We start from the raw sequence: 22,380 nt of genomic DNA, 5'->3' as shown, positions 1-22,380 counted from the left end.
CGGGCCGGAAGGAGGCAGGCCACACGGCATGCTTCACCGGGCCGGGCCGGGCGCCTATACGCGGCCATCATGGCCCTTCCCCGCATCCTGCTGAACCTCGGCCTCGATTCCCTGCTGGCCGCCCTTGCCCTGCCTCCCGCCTTGTGGATGGCCTCCCCCGGGCAATGGCCGCCCGCCTCCTGGTGGGTGGCGGCCATTCCCGGCGCGGTGGCCGCGCTGCTGGTGGCCGGCCTGCCGGTGCGGCTGCCTCAGCAATACTGGCGCTTCGCCGGTTTGCGGGACCTGGTCGCCGTGGTCGGGGCGGGGATCGGCGGGGCGCTGCTTTTCGCCCTGGGGCTGCACGCGGCTGATGGCTGGGCGCCGGACAACGTGGCCTTTCCGCTGATCCACGCCTTCAGCCTGACCGCCTTTCTGCTGGCGCCCCGCATCCTGGCGCCGCTGAAGCAGGCGCACCGCGTCGGCCAGCCTTCCGAGGAACCGTCCCGTCCGGTGCTGCTGGTGGGCACGGGGGATGCCGCCGACCTGTTCATCCGCGCCCTGCAGCAGCAGCGCACGCCGGATTACCGGGTGGTCGGCATCCTGGCGCGCTGGCCGCGCTCGGCCGGCCGGCGCATCCATGGCCATCCGATCCTGGGCGGGCTGGAGGAGGCGGGCGACGTGCTGGAGCGGCTGCGCGCCGAGAACCGGGTGCCTTCCGCCATCGTGCTGGCCGATCCGGACCTGCATGGCCCGGCGCTGGAGGAACTGCTCGACGCCGCCGACCGCAACGGCGTGGTGGTGAAGCGCGCCCCGCGGCTGACCGCGCTCGATCCGGCCCGGCGCCAGACCCAGGTGGCGCGGCGCGTCGACCTGCGGCCCGTGGCCATCGAGGACCTGCTGGACCGCCCGCAGGTGCCGCTGGACCGCGAGGGCATGGCGCGGCTGGTGCAGGGCCGCCGCGTGCTGGTGACCGGCGCCGGCGGCACCATCGGGGGCGAGCTGGCGCGGCAGGTGGCGGCGCTCGGCCCGGCGCAGCTCGCCCTGCTCGACCATGGCGAGTTCGCGCTCTACGGCATCGACCTGGAGCTGGCCGAAAGCCATCCCGGCGTGAAGCGCCGCGCCCTGCTGGCCGATGTGCGCGACGCTGCCCGAATCGCCCGGCTGATGGAGGATGTGCGCCCCGAGCTGGTGTTCCATGCCGCCGCGCTGAAGCATGTGCCGATGGTCGAGAACGACCCGCTGGAAGGGCTGCTGACCAACGCCCTCGGCACGAGGGTGGTGGCCGACGCGGCGCGCGCGGTGGGCTGCCTGGCCATGGTGTTCATCTCCACCGACAAGGCGGTGAACCCGACCAGCGTGATGGGCGCCTCCAAGCGGCTGGCCGAGATGTACTGCCAGGCGCTGGACGTGCAGGCCCGCCACCATGCCCAAGGGGGCAGCCAGGGGAGTGGCCAGGGGGGTATCCAGGGCAACACCATGCGCTGCATCACGGTGCGCTTCGGCAATGTGCTGGGCTCCACCGGCTCGGTGGTGCCGCTGTTCCGCCGCCAGCTGGAGCGCGGCGGCCCGCTGACCGTGACCCATCCCGACATGCGCCGCTACTTCATGACGGTGCGGGAAGCGGTGGGCCTGGTGCTGCAGGCCAGCGTGGTCGGCGCCGAGGACAGGCAGGACCAGCCGCCCGAGCTGGCCGATGGCGGCATCTTCGTGCTCGACATGGGCAATCCGGTGAAGATCGTGGACATGGCGCGCCGCATGGTGCGCCTGGCGGGCCTCCGGCCGGACGAGGACATCGAGATCCGCTTCACCGGCCTGCGGCCGGGCGAGAAGCTGTACGAGGAATTGTTCCACGGCCAGGAGCCGCCGCGCCCGACGCAGTTCCCGGGCCTGCTGGTGGCGACGCCCCGCACCGCGGATGCCGCCCTGGTCGGGCGCGCCATCGACGAGATCGCCCAGGCGGCGCGCCTGGGCCATGCCAAGGCGGCGCTGGCGCAGCTTGCCCGGCTGGTGCCCGAATTCGACCACAACCCCGGCACGGCGCCGGCGGCGAAGGCCTGAACATGCCTCTGCCGGCCCGCCCTGCCTCAATGGATGTTGAGACATGGAAGGTCCGGCCTTGCCCGCGCGCTGGTGGGGGCGCGCCCGCGCCCTCGACCCTGCCGCCCCGCTCGCCCCGGCGCTGATCGAGCGGATCGAGAGCCGCGCCGCGCGCATCGGCGTGGTGGGGCTGGGCTATGCCGGCCTGCCGCTGGCGCTGCGCTTCGCCGAATGCGGCTTCGCCGTGTCCGGCTTCGACATCGACCCGGCCAAGCGCGCCGCCATCGCCGCCGGACGCAGCCCGGTGCACGGCATCGAGGATGCGCGCGTCGCCGCCGCCGGCATCGCCGCCGAGCATGACGCCGCCGCCATCGCCGATTGCGACGCCATCCTGATCTGCGTGCCGACCCCGGTCGGGCCGCACAAGGAGCCGGATCTCGGCCCGGTGCGCGACACGGTGGCGGCGCTGGCGCCTTACCTCCGCCCCGGCCAGGCCATTGCCCTGGAAAGCACCACCTATCCCGGCACCACGGAGGAATTCGTCATTCCGGCCCTGCGGGCCGCCGGGCTGGCGGTGGGCCGCGACGCCTTCGCCCTTTACAGCCCCGAGCGCGAGGACCCCGGCAACCCGGAAGGCACGGTGGGCCGCGTGCCCAAGCTGGTGGCCGGCCACACCCCGGACTGCCTGGAGGTCGCCCGGGCGCTGTATGGCCCGGTGGCGGGCAGGCTGGTGCCGGTGTCATCGCTGAAGGCGGCGGAGCTGGTGAAGCTGTACGAGAACGTCTTCCGCGCCGTGAATATCGGGCTGGTGAACGAGCTGAAGCGGATCAGCCACGCCCTCGGCCTCGACGTGCATGAGGTGATCGACGCCGCCTCCACCAAGCCCTTCGGCTTCATGCCGTTCCGCCCCGGCCCCGGCCTCGGCGGCCACTGCATCCCGGTGGACCCCTACTACCTGGCCTGGAAGGCGCGCGAGCTGGGCGTGCCGAGCGACTTCGTGGAACTGGCGGGGCGGGTGAATGACGCGCAGCCCGGCTATGTGGTGGGGCGGCTGCGCGATGCCCTGGATGCGCGCGGCAAGGCGCTGCGCGGCGCCCGCATCCTGCTGGTGGGCCTGGCCTACAAGCCCGGCGTACCCGACACCCGCGAAAGCCCGGCCGCCGAGATCTTCCGCCTGCTGGAGGAGCGCGGCGCCCGCATCGCCTATCACGATCCCCTGGTGCCGCAATTCCCGGCCACGCGCCGGCTGAACGGCGCCGCGCCCCCGCTGCGCAGCCAGCCGCTGACGGAGGATCTGGTGGCGGCGCAGGATGCCGTGCTGATCGTGACGCCGCAGCCCGGCATCGATTTCGCGGCGCTGCGGCAACAGGCGCGGCTGATCATCGACACCCGCGGCGTGTACCGCGATGCGGCGGTGCGGACCGCGCCCCCGTTGCCGGCTGAAACGTCCGGTGATTTCACAGGAATGGGCGAACCGGCCTATCACGCCGTCATTCAGGCCTGATCCCCCGGCTCATCCGGGCGGACCGGGCGCCTCCTTTCCGGAGCGATCCGCAGAATGCCCGACACCACCCCACGCCCGATCAACCTGTTCGACATGAAGGCGCAGCAGGCGCTGATCCGCCCGGAAATCGACCGCCGCATCGCCGCCATCCTGGACAGCGGCGCCTTCATCAACGGCCCCGATGTGGCGGAGCTGGAAGCGATGCTGGCCGGGTTCTCCGGTGCGAAGCATGCCGTGGGCGTGTCCTCCGGCACCGACGCGTTGCAGATCGCCATGATGGCGGAAGGCATCGGGCGCGGCGACGCGGTGTTCCTGCCCGCCTTCACCTACACCGCGACGGCCGAGGTGCCGCTGGTGCTGGGCGCCACGCCGGTGTTCGTCGATGTGGCGGAGGACAGCTTCAACATCGACCTCGGCGACCTGAAGCGGCGCATCGCGCTGGTGAAGGCGGAGGGGCGGCTGCGCCCGCGCGCCGTGGTCGGCGTGGACCTGTTCGGCCGCCCCGCGGACTGGCCCGCCATCCAGGAGATCTGCCGCGCCGAGGGGATGTTCGCCCTCGACGACGCGGCCCAAGCCTTCGGCGCGTCGCTGGACGGCAAGCGCCTCGGCCAGTGGGCCGACGCTGCGGCGCTGAGCTTCTATCCCACCAAGACGCTGGGCTGCTATGGCGATGGCGGCGCCATCCTGACCAATGACGGCGACCGTGCCGAGCTGTATCGCTCCCTCCGCACGCATGGCGAGGGCAAGACCCGCTACGCCGTGGAGCGCACCGGCATGAATGGCCGGCTGGACACCATCCAGGCCGCCATCCTGCTCTGCAAGCTGCCGCTGCTGGAACAGGAGCTGAAGAACCGCGCCCGCATCGCCGGCTGGTATGCCGAACGGCTGCGCGGCCATGTGGCGGTGCCGGGCGAGCAGGACGGCGCCACCAGCGCCTGGGGCCTGTATTCCGTGCTGCTGCCCGATGCCGGCCGGCGCGAGCGGGTGCAGGCGGCGATGAAGGAGCGCGGCGTGCCGAGCGCCATCTATTACCCGAAGCCGCTGCACCACCAGCCGGCCTATGCCGGCGCCCATGCCGAGGGGCTGCGCCAGGCGCCGCCGCTGCCGGTCAGCGAGGCGCTGTGCGGCCGCATCCTGGCCCTGCCCATGCATCCCTATCTGGACGAGGCGCAGGTGGCGCGGGTGTGCGAGGCCCTGATCGCCGGGCTGTGATGCCCCCCAGCATCCCGTTCCCCGGCATCCTGCCCCTGTGGCGGGGCGCCGGAACGGGTTCCGCCCGCCGATCTTGATGCGAAGGCCCGCCCCCGGGCGCGCCCTGACGGGAAGGAAGCAGCCACATCATGGCCTATGCACTGACGGGCCAGCGCTGGCCGGACGCGGTGGTCACCTGGTCCCTGGCGCCGCCAGCCGCCGCCACGGACGGCTATCCGGCGTTGACCGCCCCGCTCGACGACGCGCGGGAACAGGCGCAGCTGCATGATGCCCTGGCGGACTGGAGCGAGATCTCGGGGCTGAGCTTCGTGCAGGTGCCGGACAATGGCGCGGCGACGCCCGACATCCGGATCGGCTTCTTCGATACCACCAATGGCGGCCGCGACCTGTCCGGCGACCGCAGCGTCGGCTACAGCTATTGGCGCTATGAGGGCGGGACCCTGCTGCCCGGCGTGCTGGTGGTGGCGCAGGACCTCGCCTACTGGCCATGGAGCACCTCCCCCGACGGGGAGATCCTGTATTCCGGCGGCTTCACCCTCCGCCAGGTGCTGGCGCATGAGGTGGGCCACGCCATCGGCCTGAACCATTCCGACACGCCGGACGACCTGATGTATGCGCGGACCGGCTCGGCTAATCGATCGCTTTCGCCCGATGACGTGGCGGGCGCGCGGGCGCTGTATGGTACCCCGTATGATGGCGAGGCCCCGCTGCCGCCCGGAATTGCGGCCGGGCCGGGTGGCGTGGCGCAGGGCGCGGCGGTGCAGTTTTCCGCCGCCGGATACCTGGCGGCGCAGCCGGACGTGGCCGCCGCCGGAATGAATCCCCGCATGCATTTCGAGGCCACGGGCTGGCGCGAGGACCGCGATCCGTCCGCCGATTTCGACCTTCGCCATTATCTGGCGCGCAACCCGGACGTGGCGGCGGCCGGCAACAACCCGTTCACCCATTACCTCCTGCACGGGCGGGAGGAAGGGCGCCAGGCCGCCGCCGCCGTGGGAACGGTGGCGGAGGACGGCTTCGATGCCGCCTATTACCTCCTCGCCAATCCCGACCTGGCCGGGAGCGGCGGCGATGCCCGTGCCCATTACACGGCCTTCGGCTGGCGGGAGGGCCGCGATCCGAACGGTTATTTCGATGCCTCGGCCTATCTGGCGAACAATGCCGATGTCGCGGCCGCGGACATGGACCCGCTGCAGCACTACATGGCGCATGGCTGGCGGGAAGGGCGCGGCGGCAACCCGGATTTCAACGGCGCCGCCTATCTCGCCGCCAATCCGGACGTGGCCGCGGGGGGCGTGAATCCCCTGCTGCACTACATGCTGTTCGGCCTGTATGAGGGCCGCGCGGCGGGGGCGGAATGGGGCGCCTAGAGCGTGGCCGCAGAGGGCTGGAACAGCCGGAACGCGAGCCACGCGACGCGATAAGGATTCGTGGGGCGATCACCGCTTCCGCCGGCCGTAATTACGCCCCGGCGCCGCTCAGGCCTCGATCGCCACGGACCAGGTGAAGGCGCGGCTGGCGCCGGGCGGCAGGGCGATCACGCCCGGCTTCCGGCTGAACTCGCCATCCCATCCGGCGGGGCTGGCCGTGCCGTGCCAGGGCTCGATGCACAGGAAATCCGCGCCATCCGGCTTCGACCAAAGGCCAAGGTCGCGATATCCCTCCCAGGACACCACCAGGGCCGGGCCCCCCTTGGCGGCGTAGCGCACCGACCGGCTGGCGACGCCCGGGAAGATCAGGGCGTCGCGGGCGAAAAGCCCCGGCGCCAGGGGCAGCGCCCGCTCCTGGAGGGGGGAAGCTTCCGCCGGCCCGAGCAGCCCGCCGGACAGGTAATGCACGCCGCCGGACTCGTTCTCGGCGAAGAACAGGCTGTGCGCCTCCTTGGCCAGGTCCGGGCGCAGCGGCCAGCGAAAGGCCGGATGCGCGCCGAGGCTGAAGAACAGCGCCGAAGCGCCCGGATTACGCACCGTGACGGTGCAGCGCAGCCCGGCCGCGCTGGCGGCGTAATCCACCTCCAGCCGGAAGGCGAAGGGGAACAGGGCGCGGCTTTCCGCGTCATCCTCCAGCGCCAGCCCGGCCCGGCCCGCTTCCCGCGTGGTCCAGGCGAAGCGGCGGTCGCGCGCGAAGCCATGCTGGGTCATGCGATGGGCATGGCCCTGGTGGCGCAGCGTGTCTTCCGCCAGCTTGCCGACGATGGGAAACAGGATGGGCGCGTGGCGCGGCCATTCGGGGCCGGCATCCCAGAGGTATTCCGTGCCATCCGCCCCGCGCAGCCCGCACAGCTCCGCGCCGTCGGCCTTGATGGTGGCGAACAGGCCGCCCCCGGCGATGTCGTGGCGTCCGGTCATGCGGGCTTTTCCTCGGCGCGCCGCTGCTCATAGGTCTTGGCGTGCAGATAGGCCACGGCGTGCAGGGTGGTGTCGAGGCCGGCCTCCCCGGCTTCCTGCAGCAGGAAGCCCAGGATGGGATCGGCCTCGATGCGGTTGCCGGCCTCCAGGTCGCGCAGCATGGAGGCGGTGTAGCGGCTCTCCGGGTCGGACAGCAGGGCGCGGTATTCCGCCAGGAATTCCGGCGTCATGGGGAAGCCGCGATGGGCGGCGATGGCGGCGTTGCGTTCCAGCAGGGTCAGCATGAAGGCGGTGCCGCCCGGCGCGCGGGCGATCTGCCCGGTGGAGCCGCGCAGCAGCACCGTGCCCGCCGCCACCGTGCCCAGATGCACCAGCTTGGCCCACAGCACATGGCGGATGTCGGGCACCGCCTTGGCCAGCAGCCCGCCCCGGCGCGCCAGCTCGGCGAAGGCGGTGGCGCGCGGCGACAGGGTGCCGTCCAGCTCCCCCAGGGTCAGGCTGCGCCAGTCGGACAGGTTGCGCACCACGCCCGCGGAATCCAGCGTGGCGCGGATCTTCGCCACCCCGCCCAGCACCGCCGCCTCCCCGAAGGCGGCCTGCAGGGTGGCGATGTGGCCGATGCCGTTCAGCACCGGCAGGATCGCCGTGTCCGGCCCGATGGCGGGGCGGAGGGCGGCGATGGAGTCCTCGAGGTCATAGGCCTTGCAGCTCAGCAGCACGACATCCCAGCCGGGCCGGACCTCGTCGGCCAGCAGGGCGGTGACCGGGCGCCGCCAGGTGCCGAAGACCGGGCATTCGATGGACAGCCCGTCGCGCTGAAGCTGCTGCTGCCGGCGCGGCCGCACCAGAAAGGCCAGCTCGGCCCCGCCCTCGATCAGCCGCGCGCCGAAATAGCCGCCAAGCGCCCCCGCGCCGAGAACCAGCACCCGCATCGCCTGCCCCCCATGTCCGGCCCCGATCATGCCCCGCCCCGGGCCCCCTGCCGAGAGGCTTTCGCGGATGCGGCCCGGCGGGAGCAGCGCGCGGCGTGACGCCGCATGCCCCGGCGATGCCTCTTGCACCGCAGCACCGCCGCGCCCTACTCCTTGCCGCCGGCATCAACACGGCACGGCAGTGACGAATCAGATCCATCATCCGGGCGCTAAGAACACCTTGGCTCCCGGCCTTCTGCTCGGCGTGCTGGGGGTGGTGTATGGGGATATTGGCACCAGCCCCCTTTATGCCCTGCGCGCCTCGCTGCTCCACTTCTCGGCCGACGGCCTGGAGCGGTGGGAGATCCTGGGCGTGCTCAGCCTGATCTTCTGGTCGCTGGTGCTGGTCGTGACCGTGAAATACGTGCTGCTGATCCTGCGCGCCGACAATCGCGGGGAAGGCGGCATCCTGGCGCTGATGGCCCTGGCGCAGCGCGTCGGGCGCGGCCAGTCGGGGCGGCACCTGGTCATGCTGATCGGCATCGCCGGCGCCTCGCTGTTCTTCGGCGACGGCATCATCACCCCCGCCATCTCGGTGCTGTCGGCGGTGGAAGGGCTGAAGGTCATCTCCCCCGCCTTCACCGACGCGGTGATCCCGATCTCGCTCGCCGTGCTGCTGGCGCTGTTCCTGGTGCAGTACAAGGGCACCCACAGCATCGGAAAGGTGTTCGGCCCGGTCACGGCGCTGTGGTTCGGCAGCCTTGGCGTGCTGGGGCTGGTGGAGATCGTGCGGGAACCGGCGGTGCTGGCCGCGCTGTCGCCGCACTACGCCATCGAGTTCTGCTTCCGCTACCACCTGGCTGCCTTCATCGCGCTCGGCTCCGTGGTGCTGGCGGTGACGGGGGCGGAGGCGCTGTATGCCGATATGGGCCATTTCGGCGCGCGGCCGATCCGGCTGGTCTGGCTGTGGGCGGTGCTGCCCGCCCTGACGCTGAACTATTTCGGCCAGGGCGCGCTGCTGCTGGCCGACCGGGCGGCGCTGGAGAACCCGTTCTACCTGCTGGCCCCTGAATGGTTCCGCCTGCCGCTGGTGGTGCTGGCGACCGGGGCCACCATCATCGCCAGCCAGGCGATGATTTCCGGCGCCTTCTCCATCGCGCGGCAATGCGTGCAGCTCGGCTTCCTGCCGCGGATGACCATCACCCACACCTCCGAAACGGAGGAAGGGCAGATCTACATGCCGCAGGTGAACATCGCGCTGCTGATCGGCGTGGTCATCCTGGTGCTGTCCTTCCACGATTCGGACAGCCTGGCCGCGGCCTATGGCATCGCCGTGACCGGCACCTTCCTGTGCACCACCTGCCTTGCCGGGCTGGTGTTCCGCCGGCAGTTCGGCTGGTCGCGTCCGGCGGTCGCGGCGGTGGTCGCGCCCATGCTGGCGCTGGATGCGGCCTTCTTCATCTCCAACGTGCTGAAGGTGCCGGATGGCGGCTGGGTGCCGCTGCTGCTGGGCGCCTGGCTGTTCACCGTGATGCTGACCTGGCGGCGCGGGCGGGACCTGCTGTTCGCCCGCTTCCGGCAGGACAGCCTGCCGCTGAAATCCTTTCTGGCCCGGCTGCCGCAGTCGCGCACCATCCGTGTGCCTGGCATCGCCGTGTTCATGACCAGTCAGGCCGACTACGTGCCCAACGCCCTGCTGCACAACCTGAAGCACAACAAGGTGCTGCATGAGCGGGTGCTGTTCGTCACGGTGGAGAACCTCGACGTGCCGCAGGCGCCGCAGCGGCGGGAGGTGGCGGAGCTGGCGCCCGGCATCCACCGCGTCATGCTGCGCTACGGCTTCCAGGAAACGCCCAACATCCCGCGCGAGCTGGAAGCGCTGCGCGAATACGGCGTCGCCTTCGAGCCGATGCAGGCCAGCTACTTCCTGGGCCGCGAAACGCTGGTGGCCGCCTCCGTGCCGAAGATGGCGGGCTGGCGGCAATGGCTGTTCTCGGCGATGAGCCGCAACGCCATGCCGGCCACCGAGTTCTTCCGCATCCCCAGCGACCGGGTGGTCGAGCTTGGCGTCCGCATCGCCATCTGAGGCGCTGCCGCGCCTGCTGCTGATCGGGGCGGGCGGGCATGGCCGGGCGGTGCTGTCCGCCCTGCGCGATGCCGGCTGGCCCGAGCCGGCGGGGGTGCTGGATGATGGCGGCGGCGCCCTGCCGGGGGTGCCCTGCCTCGGGCCGGTGTCGCGCGCCGCCGCGCTGTGGCGGGACGGGCTGCGGGCGGCGCATGTGGCGCTGGGCCGCAACGCGCTGCGCCGGGACATCGGCGAATCGCTGCTGGCCATCGGCTTCGCCTTGCCGCCGATCCTCCATCCCTCGGCCGTGCTGGCGCGGGACGCGGCACTGGGGGAAGGCGGCGTCGCCATGCCGCGCGCGGTGCTGGGCGCGGCGGCGCGGGCCGGGCCGCATGCCATCCTGAACAGCGGCTGCATCGTCGAGCATGATTGCGTGATCGGCCCCGCCTGCCATGTGGCGCCGGGCGCGGTGCTGGGCGGCGGGGTGCGGCTCGGCGCCGGCGTGCTGATCGGCCTCCAGGCCGGGGTGGGGCCGGGCCTGCGCATCGGGGATGATGCCATTGTCGCCCTGGGCGCCGCGGTTGTGGCCGATGTGCCGGCCGGCGCCACGGTGGCGGGCGTGCCGGCGCGGCCCCTGCCGGGCTGATCCGGGCCGCTTCGCAAGCCGCCCAGCGCATGGAATGCTGCGCCCACGCCCACAAGGGGCGGAACGCAGGAGGAAGCGGCATGAACCGCAGGGAATTGGCGCAGGGCGCCGTGCTGGCCACCGTGCTGGGGCTGGCGGGTGGAACGGCAGAGGCCCAGGGGCAGGCGCAAGGCCAGGGGCAATCGCGGCCGGGCGGCCAGGAAGGCTGGGTGACGGCCTGGACCGGCTCGGCGCAGGGGCCCTACCCGGTGGGCAATCCCTCGGCCCAGCCCAACCAGTCCTTCGCTTTTCCCCAGCCGGAGGAAGGCGCGCGCGACCAGACCTTCCGCCTCGTGCTGCGCCCGGACCTTTGGGGCCGCCGGGCGCGGTTGCGCTTCTCCAACGCCTTCGGCACCCGCCCGCTGCAACTGGCCGGGGTGCATGCCGGGCTGCAATTCGGCGGCGCGGCGCTGCTGCCGGGCAGCAACCGGCCCGTGCGCTTCGGCGGCGCCGATTCCGTCACCGTGCCGCCGGGCGGGCAGGTATGGTCGGACGCGGTGGAGCTGCCCTTCGCCGCCGAACCCGATTCGGCGCTGCTGATGGGCCGCAAGATGGCGGTTTCCTTTCACGTCGCCGGGCCGTCCGGACCGATGACCTGGCATGCCAAGGCGCTGCAAACCTCCTATGTGACCCCGCCCGGCGCCGGCTCGCGCGGCGCGGAGGAGGGCGAGGCGAGCTTCCCCTTCTCCACCGCCTCCTGGTTCTTCCTCGACGCGGTGGACATGACGGCGCCCGCCGGCACGCCGGTGGTGCTGTGCTTCGGCGACTCGATCACCGACGGCACCGCCTCCACCATGAATGGCGATGACCGCTGGCCGGACGTGCTGTCCCGCCGGCTGCACGCCACCCTTGGCAACCGGGTGGCGGTGGTGAATGCCGGCATCGGCGGCAACCAGGTGGTCGGCCCGGCGGAATACGGGCCGCAGAAGCCCTTCCCCGGCGGGCCCTCGGCGCTGGCGCGGCTGGAGCGGGACATCATCTCGCTGTCCGGCATCCGCGCCGTGGTCTGGCTGGAAGGCACCAACGACTTCAGCCGCAACGGCAATGCCAGCTTCGAGGCGGTGCGGGACGGCATGCGCCAGGGGGTGGAGCGGCTGCGCGCCGCCATCCCCGGCATCCGGGTGGTGGGCGCCACGGTGACATCGGCGCTGGGCAGCACCAGCGCCGCCCATGGCCATGCCGAGCAGGACGGGAAGCGGAAGGCGCTGAACGCCTTCATCCGCGAGGGCGGGCTGTTCGACGCGGTGGTGGATTTCGACGCCGCCACGCTGGACCCCGCCACGGGCGGGCTGCGGCCGGAGATGGTGCCGGATTCCACCATCGGCGGCCCGGGCGACAAGCTGCACCCCAACCGTGCCGGTTATCTGGCGATGGGAATGGCGGTGGAGCCGCGGGCGGTGCTGCCGCCCGCTTGATCCGGCGGGCCGGGAGCCAATCTGCCATTTATGCCCCTCGAATCCCGGCCCATCCTGTTCGCGCTGCATTTCCTCGGTGGCAGCGCGCGCGAATGGCAGGAGGTGGCGGAGCACCTGCCGCCCGCCCTGGCCTTCGCGCCGCTGGACCTGCCCGGCTTCGGCGACGCGGCGGGAATGGGCGGCCATGATGTCGCCGCCATGGCCGCCTGCATCGCCGGGCAGATCCGCGCCCGCTCCCCGCGCCGCTGGTGGCTGGCCGGGCACAGCATGGGCGCCAAGGTTGCCACCGCCATCGCCCGCCAGGCGGAGGATGGCGCGCCCGGCCTGTCCGGCCTCGCCGGGCTGGTGACGCTGGCCGGCTCGCCGCCCTCGCCGGAACCGATGGCGGAGGAACGCCGCCGCCGCATGCTGGGCTGGTTCGCCGGGCCGGCGGAACAATCCTGCGCCGAGGCGGAAGGCTTCATCGACGCCAGCACCGCCGCCCCGCTGCCGGAGAAGCTGCGCGCCCTTGCGGTGGAGGACGTGCTGCGCGCCGACCGTGCCGCCTGGACGGCCTGGCTGGAGCGCGGCAGCCGGGAGGATTGGTCCCGCCGCATCGGGCTGCTCAACGCCCCGGCGCTGATCCTGGCGGGGGAGAAGGATGGCGACCTCGGCCTGGACGCGCAGCGCCGGCTGATGGCGCCGCATTTCGCCGACCCGAAGCTGGCCGTGGCGCCGGGGGCGGCGCACCTGCTGCCCCTGGAAGCGCCCCGCTGGGTGGCGGAGCGGATCGCGGGCTTCGTCCGGGTCTAGCGTCCTGCCCGCGAACGCCGCGGGAAGGACGCCAGGGCATTTTCCATCCGCCCCGGCTAACGCCCCATGCCCTGGTTCGCCGTTTTTTCCGGCACCTTCACCCGATCAGGCGATCCCACCCAACCGGGATCTGCTTCAGCGCCCCGCCATGGCCCGGTTCTCCAGCCGCGACACCAGCCGCACCAGCGGCCACAACAGCAGGAAATAAGCGATGGCGGCGGCGACGATGGGCGTCGCGTTGTAGGTGGCGTTCTGCGCCTGCCGCGCCTGGAACAGCAATTCCGGCAGCGCCACGACGGAGGCGATGGAGGTCAGCTTCACCACCTCCAGCGTGTTGCTGACCAGGTCGGGCAGCACGTTGCGCACCGCCTGGGGCAGCACGACATGGGCCAGCGCCTGGCCACGCGTGAGGCCGGTGGAGCGCGCCGCCTCCATCTGGCCGCGCGGCACGCTTTCGATGCCGGCGCGCAGCACCTCCCCGTAATAGCTGCCGGTGTTGAGCAGGAAGCCCAGCGCGACCGCGCCCCAGGCGCCGACATCGATGCCGGCGAAGGGCAGCCCGGCATACAGGAACACCAGCAGCACCAGCGGCGGGATGGCGCGAAAGAAATCGGTCCAGCCCGCCGCCAGCAGCCGCACCCACCACGGGCCGGAGGTGGCGAGCAGCGCCAGCGCCACGCCGCCCGCCAGCCCCAGCGGCACCGTCATCGCCGACAGCGCCAGGGTGTAGGCGAAGCCGCGCCACAGGATCGGCCAGGCCTGGGTCACGATGTCCCAGTTGAGGAAGGCGAACAGGAAGTCTTCCATGAGCGTGCGACCCCTTACCGCTTCCAGGCGAAGCGCGTCTCGATCCAGCGACCGAGGGCGACAACGGGAACAAACAGAACCAGATAGGCGATCGCCCCCAGCGTCAGCGGCGAAGGGTTGGCCGAGAAGGACATGGCGCTCTGCGCGGCGCCCAGGATCTCCGCCACGCCCACCACGGAGCCGAGGGCGGTGCCCTTGGTGATGGCGATGGTGCGGTTGGTCAGCGGCGGGATGGTGATGCGCAGCGCCTGCGGCAGCACCACCATGCGCAGCGTTTGCAGGAAGGTGAGGCCGGTGGAGCGCGCCGCCTCCCACTGGCCCTTGGGCACGGCGGTGATGCCGGCCCAGAAGATTTCCTCGGCGAAGGCCATCAGCACCAGGGTCAGGGACAGCCAGGTGGCGGCAAAGCCGGACACCGACATCCCCGCCGCCGGCAGGCCGAAGAACAGCAGCACGATGATGACCAGCGGCGGCAGGGCGCGGAAAACGTCCACGGTGAAGATGATCAGCCAGTTCAGCGGCCGGATGCCGAAGGAACGCAGCACCGCCAACAACAGCCCGAGGGCGAGGCCGCAGACCACGATCAGCAGCGCCAGCACCACCGTCAGCGCCAATCCCTGCGCCACCAGCGGCAGGTATTGCGCCATCACCTTAAGGTTGAAGAAGGAAAAGATGAAATTGTTCAGGCCATCCATGGCGGGCGGCCTCAGTGCCGGTCGATCTGGCGGATGAAGGCCCGGGTGCGCTCGTGTTGCGGCGCCTCGAAGATCTGCGCCGGCGGGCCTTCCTCCAGCTTCTGGCCATCGGCCATGAACACCACGCGGTCGGCGGCGGCCTTGGCGAAGGCCATCTCGTGGCTCACCACCACCATGGTCATGCCGTCCTGCCGCAGCTCCCGCATCACGTTCAGCACGCCGCCCACCAGCTCGGGGTCGAGGGCGGAGGTCGGCTCGTCGAACAGCATCACGCGCGGCTCCAGCGCGATGGCGCGGGCGATCGCCACGCGCTGCTGCTGGCCGCCGGAAAGCTGCGCCGGGTAATGGTCCATCCGCTCGGCCAGGCCGACGCGGTCGAGCGCGCGGGCGGCGACCGTGGCCGCCTGGTCCTTGTTCTGGCCCAGCACCTTGCGCAGCGCCAGCATCACGTTCTGCCGCGCCGTCATGTGCGGGTACAGGTTGAAGCTCTGGAACACCATGCCGATGCGGCGGCGGGCGGCGTTGATGTCGGTCTTCGGGCTCAGCAGCTCGATCCCGTCCACCTGGATGGAGCCGTCATCCGGCTCCTCCAGCCGGTTCAGGCAGCGCAGGAAGGTCGATTTGCCGGAGCCCGAGGGGCCGATCACGAAAACCAGCTCGCGCTCGGCGACGCTGAGATCCACGCCTTTCAGCACCGCCAGCCCGCCGAACCGTTTCCAGACGCCGCGGGCGTCGATGATGGGGGCCGTGCTGGTCATCAGCTCTCCTGGGTATGGGTCGGATGCCGGTCATAACCGTGCCGGGAAAGGCGCGGAATGGCCAAGCACAAGGTTTTTCGGATTCCGGCCCGGGTGCCGGGCGCCGCTGGGCGCGGAAGCCGGACGCATCCCGCCGCGGCGGCGTCAGCCACCCTGGCGCCGTTCGATCCGCCCGTCGAGCCGGGAACGGGACGCACCGCCCATCCGGATATAGGCCGCCACCACATCCTCCAGCGGCGGGCCGTTGTCATAGGCGTCGAGCGCCTTGTCGCGGAACGGCGTGTAGCCATCGCCGCCGCGCCGGTTGAAGTTGTTGGTCACCACGCGATAGGCCCGTTCCGGGTCGAGCGGACGGTAGCCATCGCCCTCGCGCACGCTGATGGCGGTGACCCGCCGCCCGGCCGGCGCGCCGGGGTCGAAGCCGTAGCGCAGCCCCGCCACCTGGGCGAAGCCGCCGCCATTCTGCTCGTAGCGGCTGAGCCCGATCTCCAGCGCTTCCCGCAGGTCGCCGCCGCGGATGGTCATGGTGGCCAGGGTGTTGCCGAAGGGCAGCACCTCCAGCACGTCGCCCAGCGACACGGCGCCCTGCGGCAGCCCGGCGCGCAGCCCGCCGCCATTGGTGACCGCGATCTCGGCGCCCGGCACGGCGGCCAGCATGGCATCGGCGACAAGGTTGCCGAGGCCGCATTCGCCCTTCCGGCAATCATTGTTGGGCAGGGCCACCGGGCTTTGCCCGACCGGCCGGGCGCGCAGCTCGGCCAGCGGCGCGCCATAGCCGGCCAGCAGGGCGGCGACGGAAGGATCTTCCGGCAGTTCCGGCGTGACCGGCAGCACCCGCCCGCCATGCGCCAGGATCGTTCCGTCCGCCGCCAGGTCGAGGTCGAGCCGCCCCAGCCACCGGCCATAGGCGCCGGCCTGCACGATGCGCACCGGGCGGTCCGGCCCGTCCACCAGCAGGGGGGAAGGGCCCTCGGCTTCCGGCAGTCCATTGGCCAGCAGGGTGTGGGAATGGCCGCCGATGATCAGGTCCACGCCGGGGATGGCGGCGGCGAGCTGCTGGTCCGGCACCACGCCCAGATGCGACAACAGCACAATGGTCGCCGGCCCTTCCGCGCGGATGGCGGCGATGGCGCGCAGCGCCGCTTCCCGCGCATCGGTGAAGGCGACGCTCGGCCCGGGGGAGGAGGCTTCGGGCGTGGTTTCGGTGGTCAGGCCGATCAGGCCGATGCGCTGCTCCCCGTGGCGGAACACGGCATGGCTGCCGATCCGGCCCCGCAGCAGCGGCTCGCGGCGGGCATCGAGATTGGCGCAAAGCAGCGGGAAATCGACCAGTGCCGCGTAATCCGCCAGGCGCTCCGGCCCGCCGTCGAATTCATGGTTGCCGAGGGTCATCGCATGGATGCGGGTGGCGCGCTGCACCGCCGCCTCGGTCCGGCCGCCATGCGCGGTGTGGTAAAGGCTGCCGGTGAACTGGTCCCCCGCATCGAGGCGCAGCACGCCGCGGCCATCGGCGCGGGCCTCCGCTTCCAGCAGGCTCCAGCCGCTGGCGAGTCGCGCCGAGCCGCCGGTGCAGGGGCGGTCGGCCCGGCAGGTGCCGCCGGTGGGCTGCTGCCCGTCATGCTTGGCGTGGAAGTCGTTGAGGTGCAGCAGGCTGACCCGGGAGCCGAGGCCCTGCGCCCGGGCGCCGCGCAGCGCCGGAGCGGCCAGGGTGGCCGCCAATGTTGTGGCCAGCAGGGCACGGCGGGACATGGAGGCGTGCATCGGCGGCGATTCCCGGTTGGAGGCACCGAACTCTCTTTGTAGGCATGCTTTAGCCCAAGACTTGCCGTATTCGGAATGTCCCTTGTGCGAACCGGCCGGCGGGCGGCAGCCCGGCGGACGTCCTGTGACTGGCTGCGGACTGGAATCTCGATGCAGGTCTATCTGCCGATCGCCGAGATGTCGGTCGATGCGATGTTGCTTCTGGGCATCGGCTTCGGCGTGGGATGGCTTTCCGGCCTGTTTGGCGTGGGCGGCGGCTTTCTGCTGACCCCGCTGCTGATCCTGGTGGGCATCCCCGCGCCGGTGGCCGTGGCCTCGGGCGCCAACCAGACGCTGGGCGCCTCGGTGTCCGGGCTGATCGCGCAATGGCGGCGCGGCAATGTCGATCCGCGCATGGGGCTGGTGCTGCTGGCCGGCGGCTTCCTGGGCTCGGCGCTGGGGGTCACGCTGTTCGCCTGGCTGCGCCGCCAGGGTCAGGTCGATCTGGCGGTGTCGATCTTCTACATCGTGGTGCTGGGCAGCGTCGGCGGGCTGATGGTGCGTGAAAGCGTGCGCGCCATCCTGCGCCGCCGCCGCTCCGGTGGGCCGGCCCGGCTGCACGCGCATCTCTGGATGCACGGGCTGCCCTTCAAGCTGCGCTTCCGCAAGTCCCGGCTCTACATCTCGGTGATCCCGCCGATGGTGGTGGGGTTCGGCATCGGCGTGCTGTCGGCGGTGATGGGCGTCGGTGGCGGCTTCATGCTGGTGCCCGCCATGATCTACCTGCTCGGCATGCCGACGGCCGTGGTGATCGGCACCTCCCTGTTCCAGGTGGTGTTCGTCGCCGCCAACGTCACGCTGCTGCAGGCGGTGCAGACCGGAAGCGTGGACATCGTGCTGACCCTGCTGCTGCTGGTGGGGGGCGTCGCGGGCGCGCAGTTCGGCGCCTCCATGGGCACGCGGCTGCGCGGCGAGGAAACCCGCGCCCTGCTCGGCCTGCTGGTGCTGGGCGTGGCGCTCAGCCTGTTGTGGGGGCTGGTGGCGACGCCGGAGAGCCTGTTCGCCATCGGCCCGATCCCGACATGAGGCGGTGGCAGGCGGTTCTGCTGGCGCTGGGGCTGTTGCTGCCCCTGGCGGGCGGCGCGGCCCATGCCCAGGCGCCGCTGCCTCCGCCGCCGCCGCCCGCCCCCGGCAACCCCGCCGCCGCCCGCCCGCCCCTGGTGGCCGAGCTGTCGCACCAGCGGGTGGACATCACCACCGGCTTCAGCGGCACCGAGCTGCTGGTGTTCGGCGCCACAGAGCGCCTCCTGGGCGGTGAAGGCGGCGACGACGTGCTGGTGGTGGTGCAGAGCGGCGCCGAGCCGATGATCGTCCGCCGCAAGATCCGCGTGCTGGGCCTCTGGTTCAACGGGCCGTCCGCCCGGTTCCGGCAGGTGCCCGGCTTCTACCTGATGGCGGGCACCCGGCCGCTGCGCGACATGCTGCCGCCGGAGGAGCGCGAGGCGAAGCGGCTGGGCCTGGAACATTTGCCGCTGCAATCCCTCGGCATCCAGGACCCGGATTACCGCCAGGCGCTGATGAAGCTGAAGCAGGATGCGCGGCTGTGGCATGAGGAGGAGGAAGCGGTGCAGATCTCCGGCGCCCGGCTGTTCCGCGCCCGGCTGCCGCTGCCCGCCACCACCGATACCGGCGACTACCAGGTGCAGGTGATGCTGGTGCGCGCCGGCCGCGTGGTGGCGCGCCAGGAACTGGGCTTCCGGGTGGAGCGCGTCGGCGCCGCCGCCCGCATCGCCGATGTGGCGGCGGCCCAGCCGGTGCTGTACGGTTTCGCCTGCATCCTGTTGGCCGCCTTCGCCGGCTGGTTCGGCAGCGTGTTGTTCCGGAGGGGATGAATGCCCGAGGCCGCGCGCCGCGACCGTGTTTTCCTGGTGATGGTGGATGACAGCGCGGAACGGCGCGTCGCCATGCGCTATGCCTGCCTGCGCGCCCGCAATGGCGGCGGCCGCGTCGCCCTGCTGCGGGTGATCGAGCCCGAGGGCACGGTGGAATGGGCCGGCGTCGGCGCCATGCTGCAGGAGGAACGCCGGGAGGAAGCCGAGAAGCTGCTTTCGGGACTCGCCGCCGAGGTGCAGGAGATCACCGGCGGCCTGCCGATCCTGCTGATCCGGGAAGGCGAGCCGCGCGATGAGCTGCTGGCCCTGCTGAAGGAGGACCCGCGCCTGTCGATCCTGATCCTGGCCTCGGGCGTCAATGGCGGCGGGCCGGGCCCGCTGATCACCGCATTGACCGGGCGCTACGCGCCGCAGCTTCGGGTGCCGCTGACCATTGTGCCGGGCAATCTGGACGATGCGGAGCTGGACCGCGTCACCTGAAGGGCGGCGGGGGGCGTTTGCGGTTGCAGCCGGGCACCGGATGGCCCACATCCGCTTCAAACGGATAACCGACCACCACGCACGGAAAAGCGCCGCCATGTTCATCGAAACGGAATCCACGCCAAACCCCGCCACGCTGAAATTCCTGCCCGGACAGGATCTGCTGGGGGCCGGCGCCACCGCCGACTTCACCTCCGCCGAGGCCGCTTCCCGCTCGCCCCTCGCTGAGCGCCTGTTCGGCCTCGACGGCGTAGCGCGGGTGTTCCTGGGGGCGGATTTCGTCACCGTCACCAAGGCCAGCGACACGGAATGGGAGGCGCTGAAGCCGCAGGTGCTGGCGCTGCTGATGGAGCACCTGATGGCGGGCCGCCCGGTGCTGCTGGCCGAGCATGCCGACAGCGACGACGCGCTGGAGGACAGCGACCCGGCCGATGCCGAGGTGGTGGCGCAGATCAAGGAACTGCTCGACACCCGCGTGCGCCCGGCCGTGGCCGGCGATGGCGGCGACATCGTGTTCCGCGGCTTCCGCGACGGCATCGTCAAGCTGCATCTGCAGGGCGCCTGCTCGGGCTGCCCGTCTTCCCGCGCCACGCTGAAGCATGGCGTCGAGAACATGCTGCGCCACTACGTGCCCGAGGTCGTCGCGGTGGAACAGGTCGAGGTCTGATCCATTCCGGCGCGGAGCGGCCGGGCAGGCGCCCGGCCGCTCCGCGCCGCCTGTGCCGGCGGGCCGCCCCGGCGGCGCGCCACAATCCGTGCCGCATCCCCTGGGCAACCCTTGGCCGCCGGTCTAGGAAGCCCCCCATGGACAGCAAGCCGCGCACCGCCGACATCGCTCGCAGCACCAGCGAAACGCAGATCCGCCTGCAGCTTCGCCTGGATGGCGCCGGCCAGTCGCGCATCGGCACCGGCATCGGCTTTCTCGACCACATGCTGACCGCCCTGGCCCGCCACAGCCTGATCGACCTGGAGATCGAGGCGAAGGGCGACCTGCATATCGACTTCCACCACACCACCGAGGATGTAGGCATCGTGCTCGGCCAGGCGGTGAAGCGGGCGCTGGGCGACAAGCGCGGCATCCGCCGCTACGGCGCCGCCACGGTGCCGATGGACGAGGCGCTGGTGGAAGCCGCCATCGACATTTCCGGCCGACCTTTCCTGGCCTGGAGCGTTGTGTTTCCGCGCGACAAGGTGGGCGAGATGGACACCGAGTTGTTCGAGGAATTCTTCCGGGCCTTCGCCATCAATGCGGGCATTACCCTGCATGTGGTCCAGAAGGCCGGCACCAATGCGCATCACATCGCCGAGGCCGCCTTCAAGGCGCTGGCCCGCGCGTTGCGCGAAGCGGTGGAGCCGGACCCGCGCGCGATGGGCGCGATCCCTTCCACCAAGGGCTCGTTGGACGGATGAGCCGCGCCTGGACCGTGCATCCGCCTCCGCGCCGCCCGGCCTCCGTGCCCGCAGCCGGCGCCGCGCCCGCCCGCAGGCTTCCAGGCGGGCTGGTGCTGATCCCCGAGCGCTTCTCGATGCTGGCGGCGCTGCTGCCGGCGCCCTGGTTCCTGGCGCACCGGCTGTGGTGGCCGCTGCTGGCCTATCTGGCCTTTGCCGTGGCGCTGATGCTGCTGGCGCCGGCGGGTGTCGGCCTGCCGCTGGGCGTCGCGGCGCATCTTCTGGCCGGCCTGCACGCGCAGGATCTGCGCCGCTGGCAATTGGCGCGGCGCGGGCGCCCCGCCGCCGCCGTGGTGCTGGCGGCGGACGAGGAAACCGCGCTGCGGCGCGCGCTGGAGGCCCGGCCGGACTGGGCGGTTCTGGAAGCAGGAGGGCCGGCGGCATGAAGGTGGCGGTTGTGGACCCGGGTTCGGGCAACCTGGCCTCGGTGTTGCGGGCCTTGCACCGCGCGGCGCGGGATGCCGGCCTCCAGGCCGACATCGCGGTGGAAACCGGGGCCGATGCCGTGGCCCGCGCCGACCGGATCGTCATGCCTGGCCAGGGCGCCTTTGCCGCCTGCCGCCGCGGGCTCGACGCCATGCCGGGCATGGTGGAAGCGGTGCAGGAAGCGGCGATCCGCCGCGCCGTGCCTTTTCTGGGCATCTGCGTCGGCATGCAGCTGATGGTGGAGCGCGGGCTGGAGCATGGCGTCACGCCCGGCCTCGGCTGGATCGGCGGGGAGATGGCGCCGATGGACCCGCGCGACGAGGCGGGCGCGCCGCTGCCCTTGCCGCAGATGGGCTGGAACGCGCTCGACTTCGCCCCCGATCCGCATCCGGTACTGGCCGGCGTGGCGCCGGGCGACCATGCCTATTTCGTGCATTCCTACGCGCTGTCCGGCGGCCGCCCGGGCGAAACCCTGGCCACCACCGATTATGGCGGGCCGGTTGCCGCCATCATCGGCCGCGACAACCTGTTCGGCACGCAGTTCCATGTCGAGAAAAGCCAGTTCACCGGCCTGCGCATGCTGGCCAACTTCCTCCGCTGGTCGCCCTGACATGGCGGCGCTGGATCACGAGCTGCTGGTCGAGCGGACCGAGGCCCTCGACGAGGCCGACCTCGCCGACCTTTGCGAGGCGACGGATGCCGCCATCATCGAGGGCGGCGGCTTCGGCTGGGTGGAGGCGCAGGGGCGCGAAGCGCTGGCGCGGCATTTCCGGGGCGTGCTGCTGGTGCCGGCGATCGAGCTGTTCATCGCGCGGCTGGACGGCGTGCCGGTGGGCTCCGCCCAGCTGATCCGCCCGCCGCGCAACAACGAGGCGCAGGCCTTCGGGGCGCAGCTGACCCATGCCTACATCGCCCCCTATGCGCGCGGGCATGGTCTCGCGCGGCTGTTGGTGCGGCGGGTGGAGGAACGCGCCGCCTCGCTCGGCCACCGGGTGCTGAACCTCGACGTGCGCGAAACGCAAAGCACCGCCATCAACCTGTTCGAGGGGCTGGGCTATACCCGCTGGGGCACCCATCCGGCCTATGCGCGGGTGCGCGGCCGCACGGTTTCCGGCCATTATTATTTCAAGCTGCTGGAGCCGCCGCATGGCCGCCCGCTCGACATGCGGGCCGGCGGCTGAGGAA

At 71.8% G+C, this 22,380-nt stretch carries 22 protein-coding genes; 16 read left to right on the top strand and 6 right to left on the bottom strand.

Annotation, left to right across the window (positions count from 1 at the left end; genetic code table 11):
* The first annotated feature begins 69 nt into the window (after positions 1 to 69).
* From F0Q34_RS06955 to F0Q34_RS06940, 4 genes are all read left to right on the top strand, one after another.
* Positions 70 to 2,037, top strand: coding sequence for a polysaccharide biosynthesis protein (locus F0Q34_RS06955; RefSeq protein WP_149811449.1), 1,968 nt, complete (start codon positions 70 to 72; stop codon positions 2,035 to 2,037).
* A gap of 43 nt (positions 2,038 to 2,080) precedes the next feature.
* Positions 2,081 to 3,520, top strand: a complete 1,440-nt coding sequence (locus F0Q34_RS06950) for a nucleotide sugar dehydrogenase (RefSeq protein WP_149811448.1) — start codon at positions 2,081 to 2,083, stop codon at positions 3,518 to 3,520.
* A gap of 54 nt (positions 3,521 to 3,574) precedes the next feature.
* Positions 3,575 to 4,732, top strand: a complete 1,158-nt coding sequence (locus tag F0Q34_RS06945; protein ID WP_149811447.1) for a DegT/DnrJ/EryC1/StrS family aminotransferase — start codon at positions 3,575 to 3,577, stop codon at positions 4,730 to 4,732.
* A 128-nt stretch (positions 4,733 to 4,860) separates the two neighbouring features.
* Positions 4,861 to 6,102, top strand: coding sequence for a matrixin family metalloprotease (locus F0Q34_RS06940; protein ID WP_149811446.1), 1,242 nt, complete (start codon positions 4,861 to 4,863; stop codon positions 6,100 to 6,102).
* 108 nt (positions 6,103 to 6,210) lie between these two features.
* Here the strand turns inward: F0Q34_RS06940 and F0Q34_RS06935 are convergent, their stop codons facing one another.
* Both F0Q34_RS06935 and F0Q34_RS06930 read right to left on the bottom strand, forming a co-directional pair.
* The gene (locus F0Q34_RS06935; RefSeq protein WP_149811445.1) at positions 6,211 to 7,080 is read right to left on the bottom strand and encodes an aldose 1-epimerase family protein; all 870 of its coding nucleotides are present in this window, start codon (positions 7,078 to 7,080) and stop codon (positions 6,211 to 6,213) included.
* Positions 7,077 to 8,042, bottom strand: a complete 966-nt coding sequence (locus tag F0Q34_RS06930) for a ketopantoate reductase family protein (protein ID WP_241665370.1) — start codon at positions 8,040 to 8,042, stop codon at positions 7,077 to 7,079. The genes F0Q34_RS06935 and F0Q34_RS06930 overlap by 4 nt, the downstream gene beginning before the upstream one ends.
* Before the next feature lie 37 nt (positions 8,043 to 8,079).
* Between F0Q34_RS06930 and F0Q34_RS06925 the strand changes: the two genes are divergently transcribed.
* The 4 genes from F0Q34_RS06925 (at position 8,080) to F0Q34_RS06910 (ending at position 12,948) form a co-directional block, all read left to right on the top strand.
* Entirely contained in the window at positions 8,080 to 10,077 is a 1,998-nt protein-coding gene (locus tag F0Q34_RS06925; RefSeq protein WP_149811444.1) for a potassium transporter Kup, read from the top strand.
* On the top strand, positions 10,055 to 10,702 hold the full coding sequence (locus tag F0Q34_RS06920) for an acetyltransferase (RefSeq protein ID WP_241665368.1): 648 nt from the start codon (positions 10,055 to 10,057) through the stop codon (positions 10,700 to 10,702). The genes F0Q34_RS06925 and F0Q34_RS06920 overlap by 23 nt, the downstream gene beginning before the upstream one ends.
* 80 nt (positions 10,703 to 10,782) lie before the next feature.
* Positions 10,783 to 12,156, top strand: a complete 1,374-nt coding sequence (locus F0Q34_RS06915; RefSeq protein ID WP_149811443.1) for a GDSL-type esterase/lipase family protein — start codon at positions 10,783 to 10,785, stop codon at positions 12,154 to 12,156.
* A gap of 30 nt (positions 12,157 to 12,186) precedes the next feature.
* Complete coding sequence (locus F0Q34_RS06910) at positions 12,187 to 12,948, top strand: alpha/beta fold hydrolase (protein ID WP_149811442.1); 762 nt, start codon at positions 12,187 to 12,189, stop codon at positions 12,946 to 12,948.
* A 135-nt stretch (positions 12,949 to 13,083) separates the two neighbouring features.
* Here F0Q34_RS06910 and F0Q34_RS06905 read toward each other — a convergent pair whose 3' ends face one another.
* The 4 genes from F0Q34_RS06905 to F0Q34_RS06890 form a co-directional block, all read right to left on the bottom strand.
* Positions 13,084 to 13,755, bottom strand: a complete 672-nt coding sequence (locus F0Q34_RS06905; RefSeq protein ID WP_149811441.1) for an amino acid ABC transporter permease — start codon at positions 13,753 to 13,755, stop codon at positions 13,084 to 13,086.
* Positions 13,756 to 13,769: 14 nt separating this feature from the next.
* Positions 13,770 to 14,450, bottom strand: a complete 681-nt coding sequence (locus F0Q34_RS06900) for an amino acid ABC transporter permease (RefSeq protein WP_149811440.1) — start codon at positions 14,448 to 14,450, stop codon at positions 13,770 to 13,772.
* 11 nt (positions 14,451 to 14,461) lie between these two features.
* On the bottom strand, positions 14,462 to 15,208 hold the full coding sequence (locus tag F0Q34_RS06895) for an amino acid ABC transporter ATP-binding protein (RefSeq protein ID WP_149811439.1): 747 nt from the start codon (positions 15,206 to 15,208) through the stop codon (positions 14,462 to 14,464).
* A gap of 144 nt (positions 15,209 to 15,352) precedes the next feature.
* Positions 15,353 to 16,969 carry a bifunctional metallophosphatase/5'-nucleotidase gene (locus F0Q34_RS06890; RefSeq protein ID WP_149811438.1) on the bottom strand — a complete coding sequence of 539 codons (1,617 nt, stop codon included), beginning with the start codon at positions 16,967 to 16,969 and terminating at the stop codon, positions 15,353 to 15,355.
* 150 nt (positions 16,970 to 17,119) lie between these two features.
* Between F0Q34_RS06890 and F0Q34_RS06885 the strand changes: the two genes are divergently transcribed.
* From F0Q34_RS06885 to F0Q34_RS06850, 8 genes are all read left to right on the top strand, one after another.
* A complete protein-coding gene (locus tag F0Q34_RS06885) occupies positions 17,120 to 18,034 on the top strand; it encodes a sulfite exporter TauE/SafE family protein (RefSeq protein WP_149811437.1) in 915 nt (304 codons plus the stop codon).
* Positions 18,031 to 18,840, top strand: coding sequence for a TIGR02186 family protein (locus tag F0Q34_RS06880; RefSeq protein ID WP_149811436.1), 810 nt, complete (start codon positions 18,031 to 18,033; stop codon positions 18,838 to 18,840). The genes F0Q34_RS06885 and F0Q34_RS06880 overlap by 4 nt, the downstream gene beginning before the upstream one ends.
* Positions 18,841 to 19,320, top strand: a complete 480-nt coding sequence (locus F0Q34_RS06875; protein ID WP_149811435.1) for a universal stress protein — start codon at positions 18,841 to 18,843, stop codon at positions 19,318 to 19,320.
* Positions 19,321 to 19,417: 97 nt separating this feature from the next.
* Entirely contained in the window at positions 19,418 to 19,987 is a 570-nt protein-coding gene (locus F0Q34_RS06870; RefSeq protein ID WP_149811434.1) for a NifU family protein, read from the top strand.
* A 137-nt stretch (positions 19,988 to 20,124) separates the two neighbouring features.
* Positions 20,125 to 20,730, top strand: a complete 606-nt coding sequence (gene hisB / locus F0Q34_RS06865) for an imidazoleglycerol-phosphate dehydratase HisB (RefSeq protein WP_149811433.1) — start codon at positions 20,125 to 20,127, stop codon at positions 20,728 to 20,730.
* Positions 20,727 to 21,155: a DUF2628 domain-containing protein gene (locus tag F0Q34_RS06860; protein WP_149811432.1), complete on the top strand. Its 429-nt coding sequence runs from the start codon at positions 20,727 to 20,729 to the stop codon at positions 21,153 to 21,155. The genes hisB and F0Q34_RS06860 overlap by 4 nt, the downstream gene beginning before the upstream one ends.
* Positions 21,152 to 21,805: an imidazole glycerol phosphate synthase subunit HisH gene (gene hisH, locus F0Q34_RS06855; protein ID WP_149811431.1), complete on the top strand. Its 654-nt coding sequence runs from the start codon at positions 21,152 to 21,154 to the stop codon at positions 21,803 to 21,805. Before F0Q34_RS06860 ends, hisH begins: the two co-directional genes overlap by 4 nt.
* Position 21,806: 1 nt before the next feature.
* Positions 21,807 to 22,376: a GNAT family N-acetyltransferase gene (locus tag F0Q34_RS06850; RefSeq protein WP_149811430.1), complete on the top strand. Its 570-nt coding sequence runs from the start codon at positions 21,807 to 21,809 to the stop codon at positions 22,374 to 22,376.
* Positions 22,377 to 22,380: the final 4 nt, after the last annotated feature.

Origin of the sequence: Teichococcus oryzae, assembly GCF_008386565.1 — a bacterium.
In the GTDB taxonomy this organism is placed as follows: Bacteria; Pseudomonadota; Alphaproteobacteria; order Acetobacterales; family Acetobacteraceae; genus Pseudoroseomonas; species Pseudoroseomonas oryzae.
This window is presented reverse-complemented; position numbering and strand designations above follow the sequence as displayed.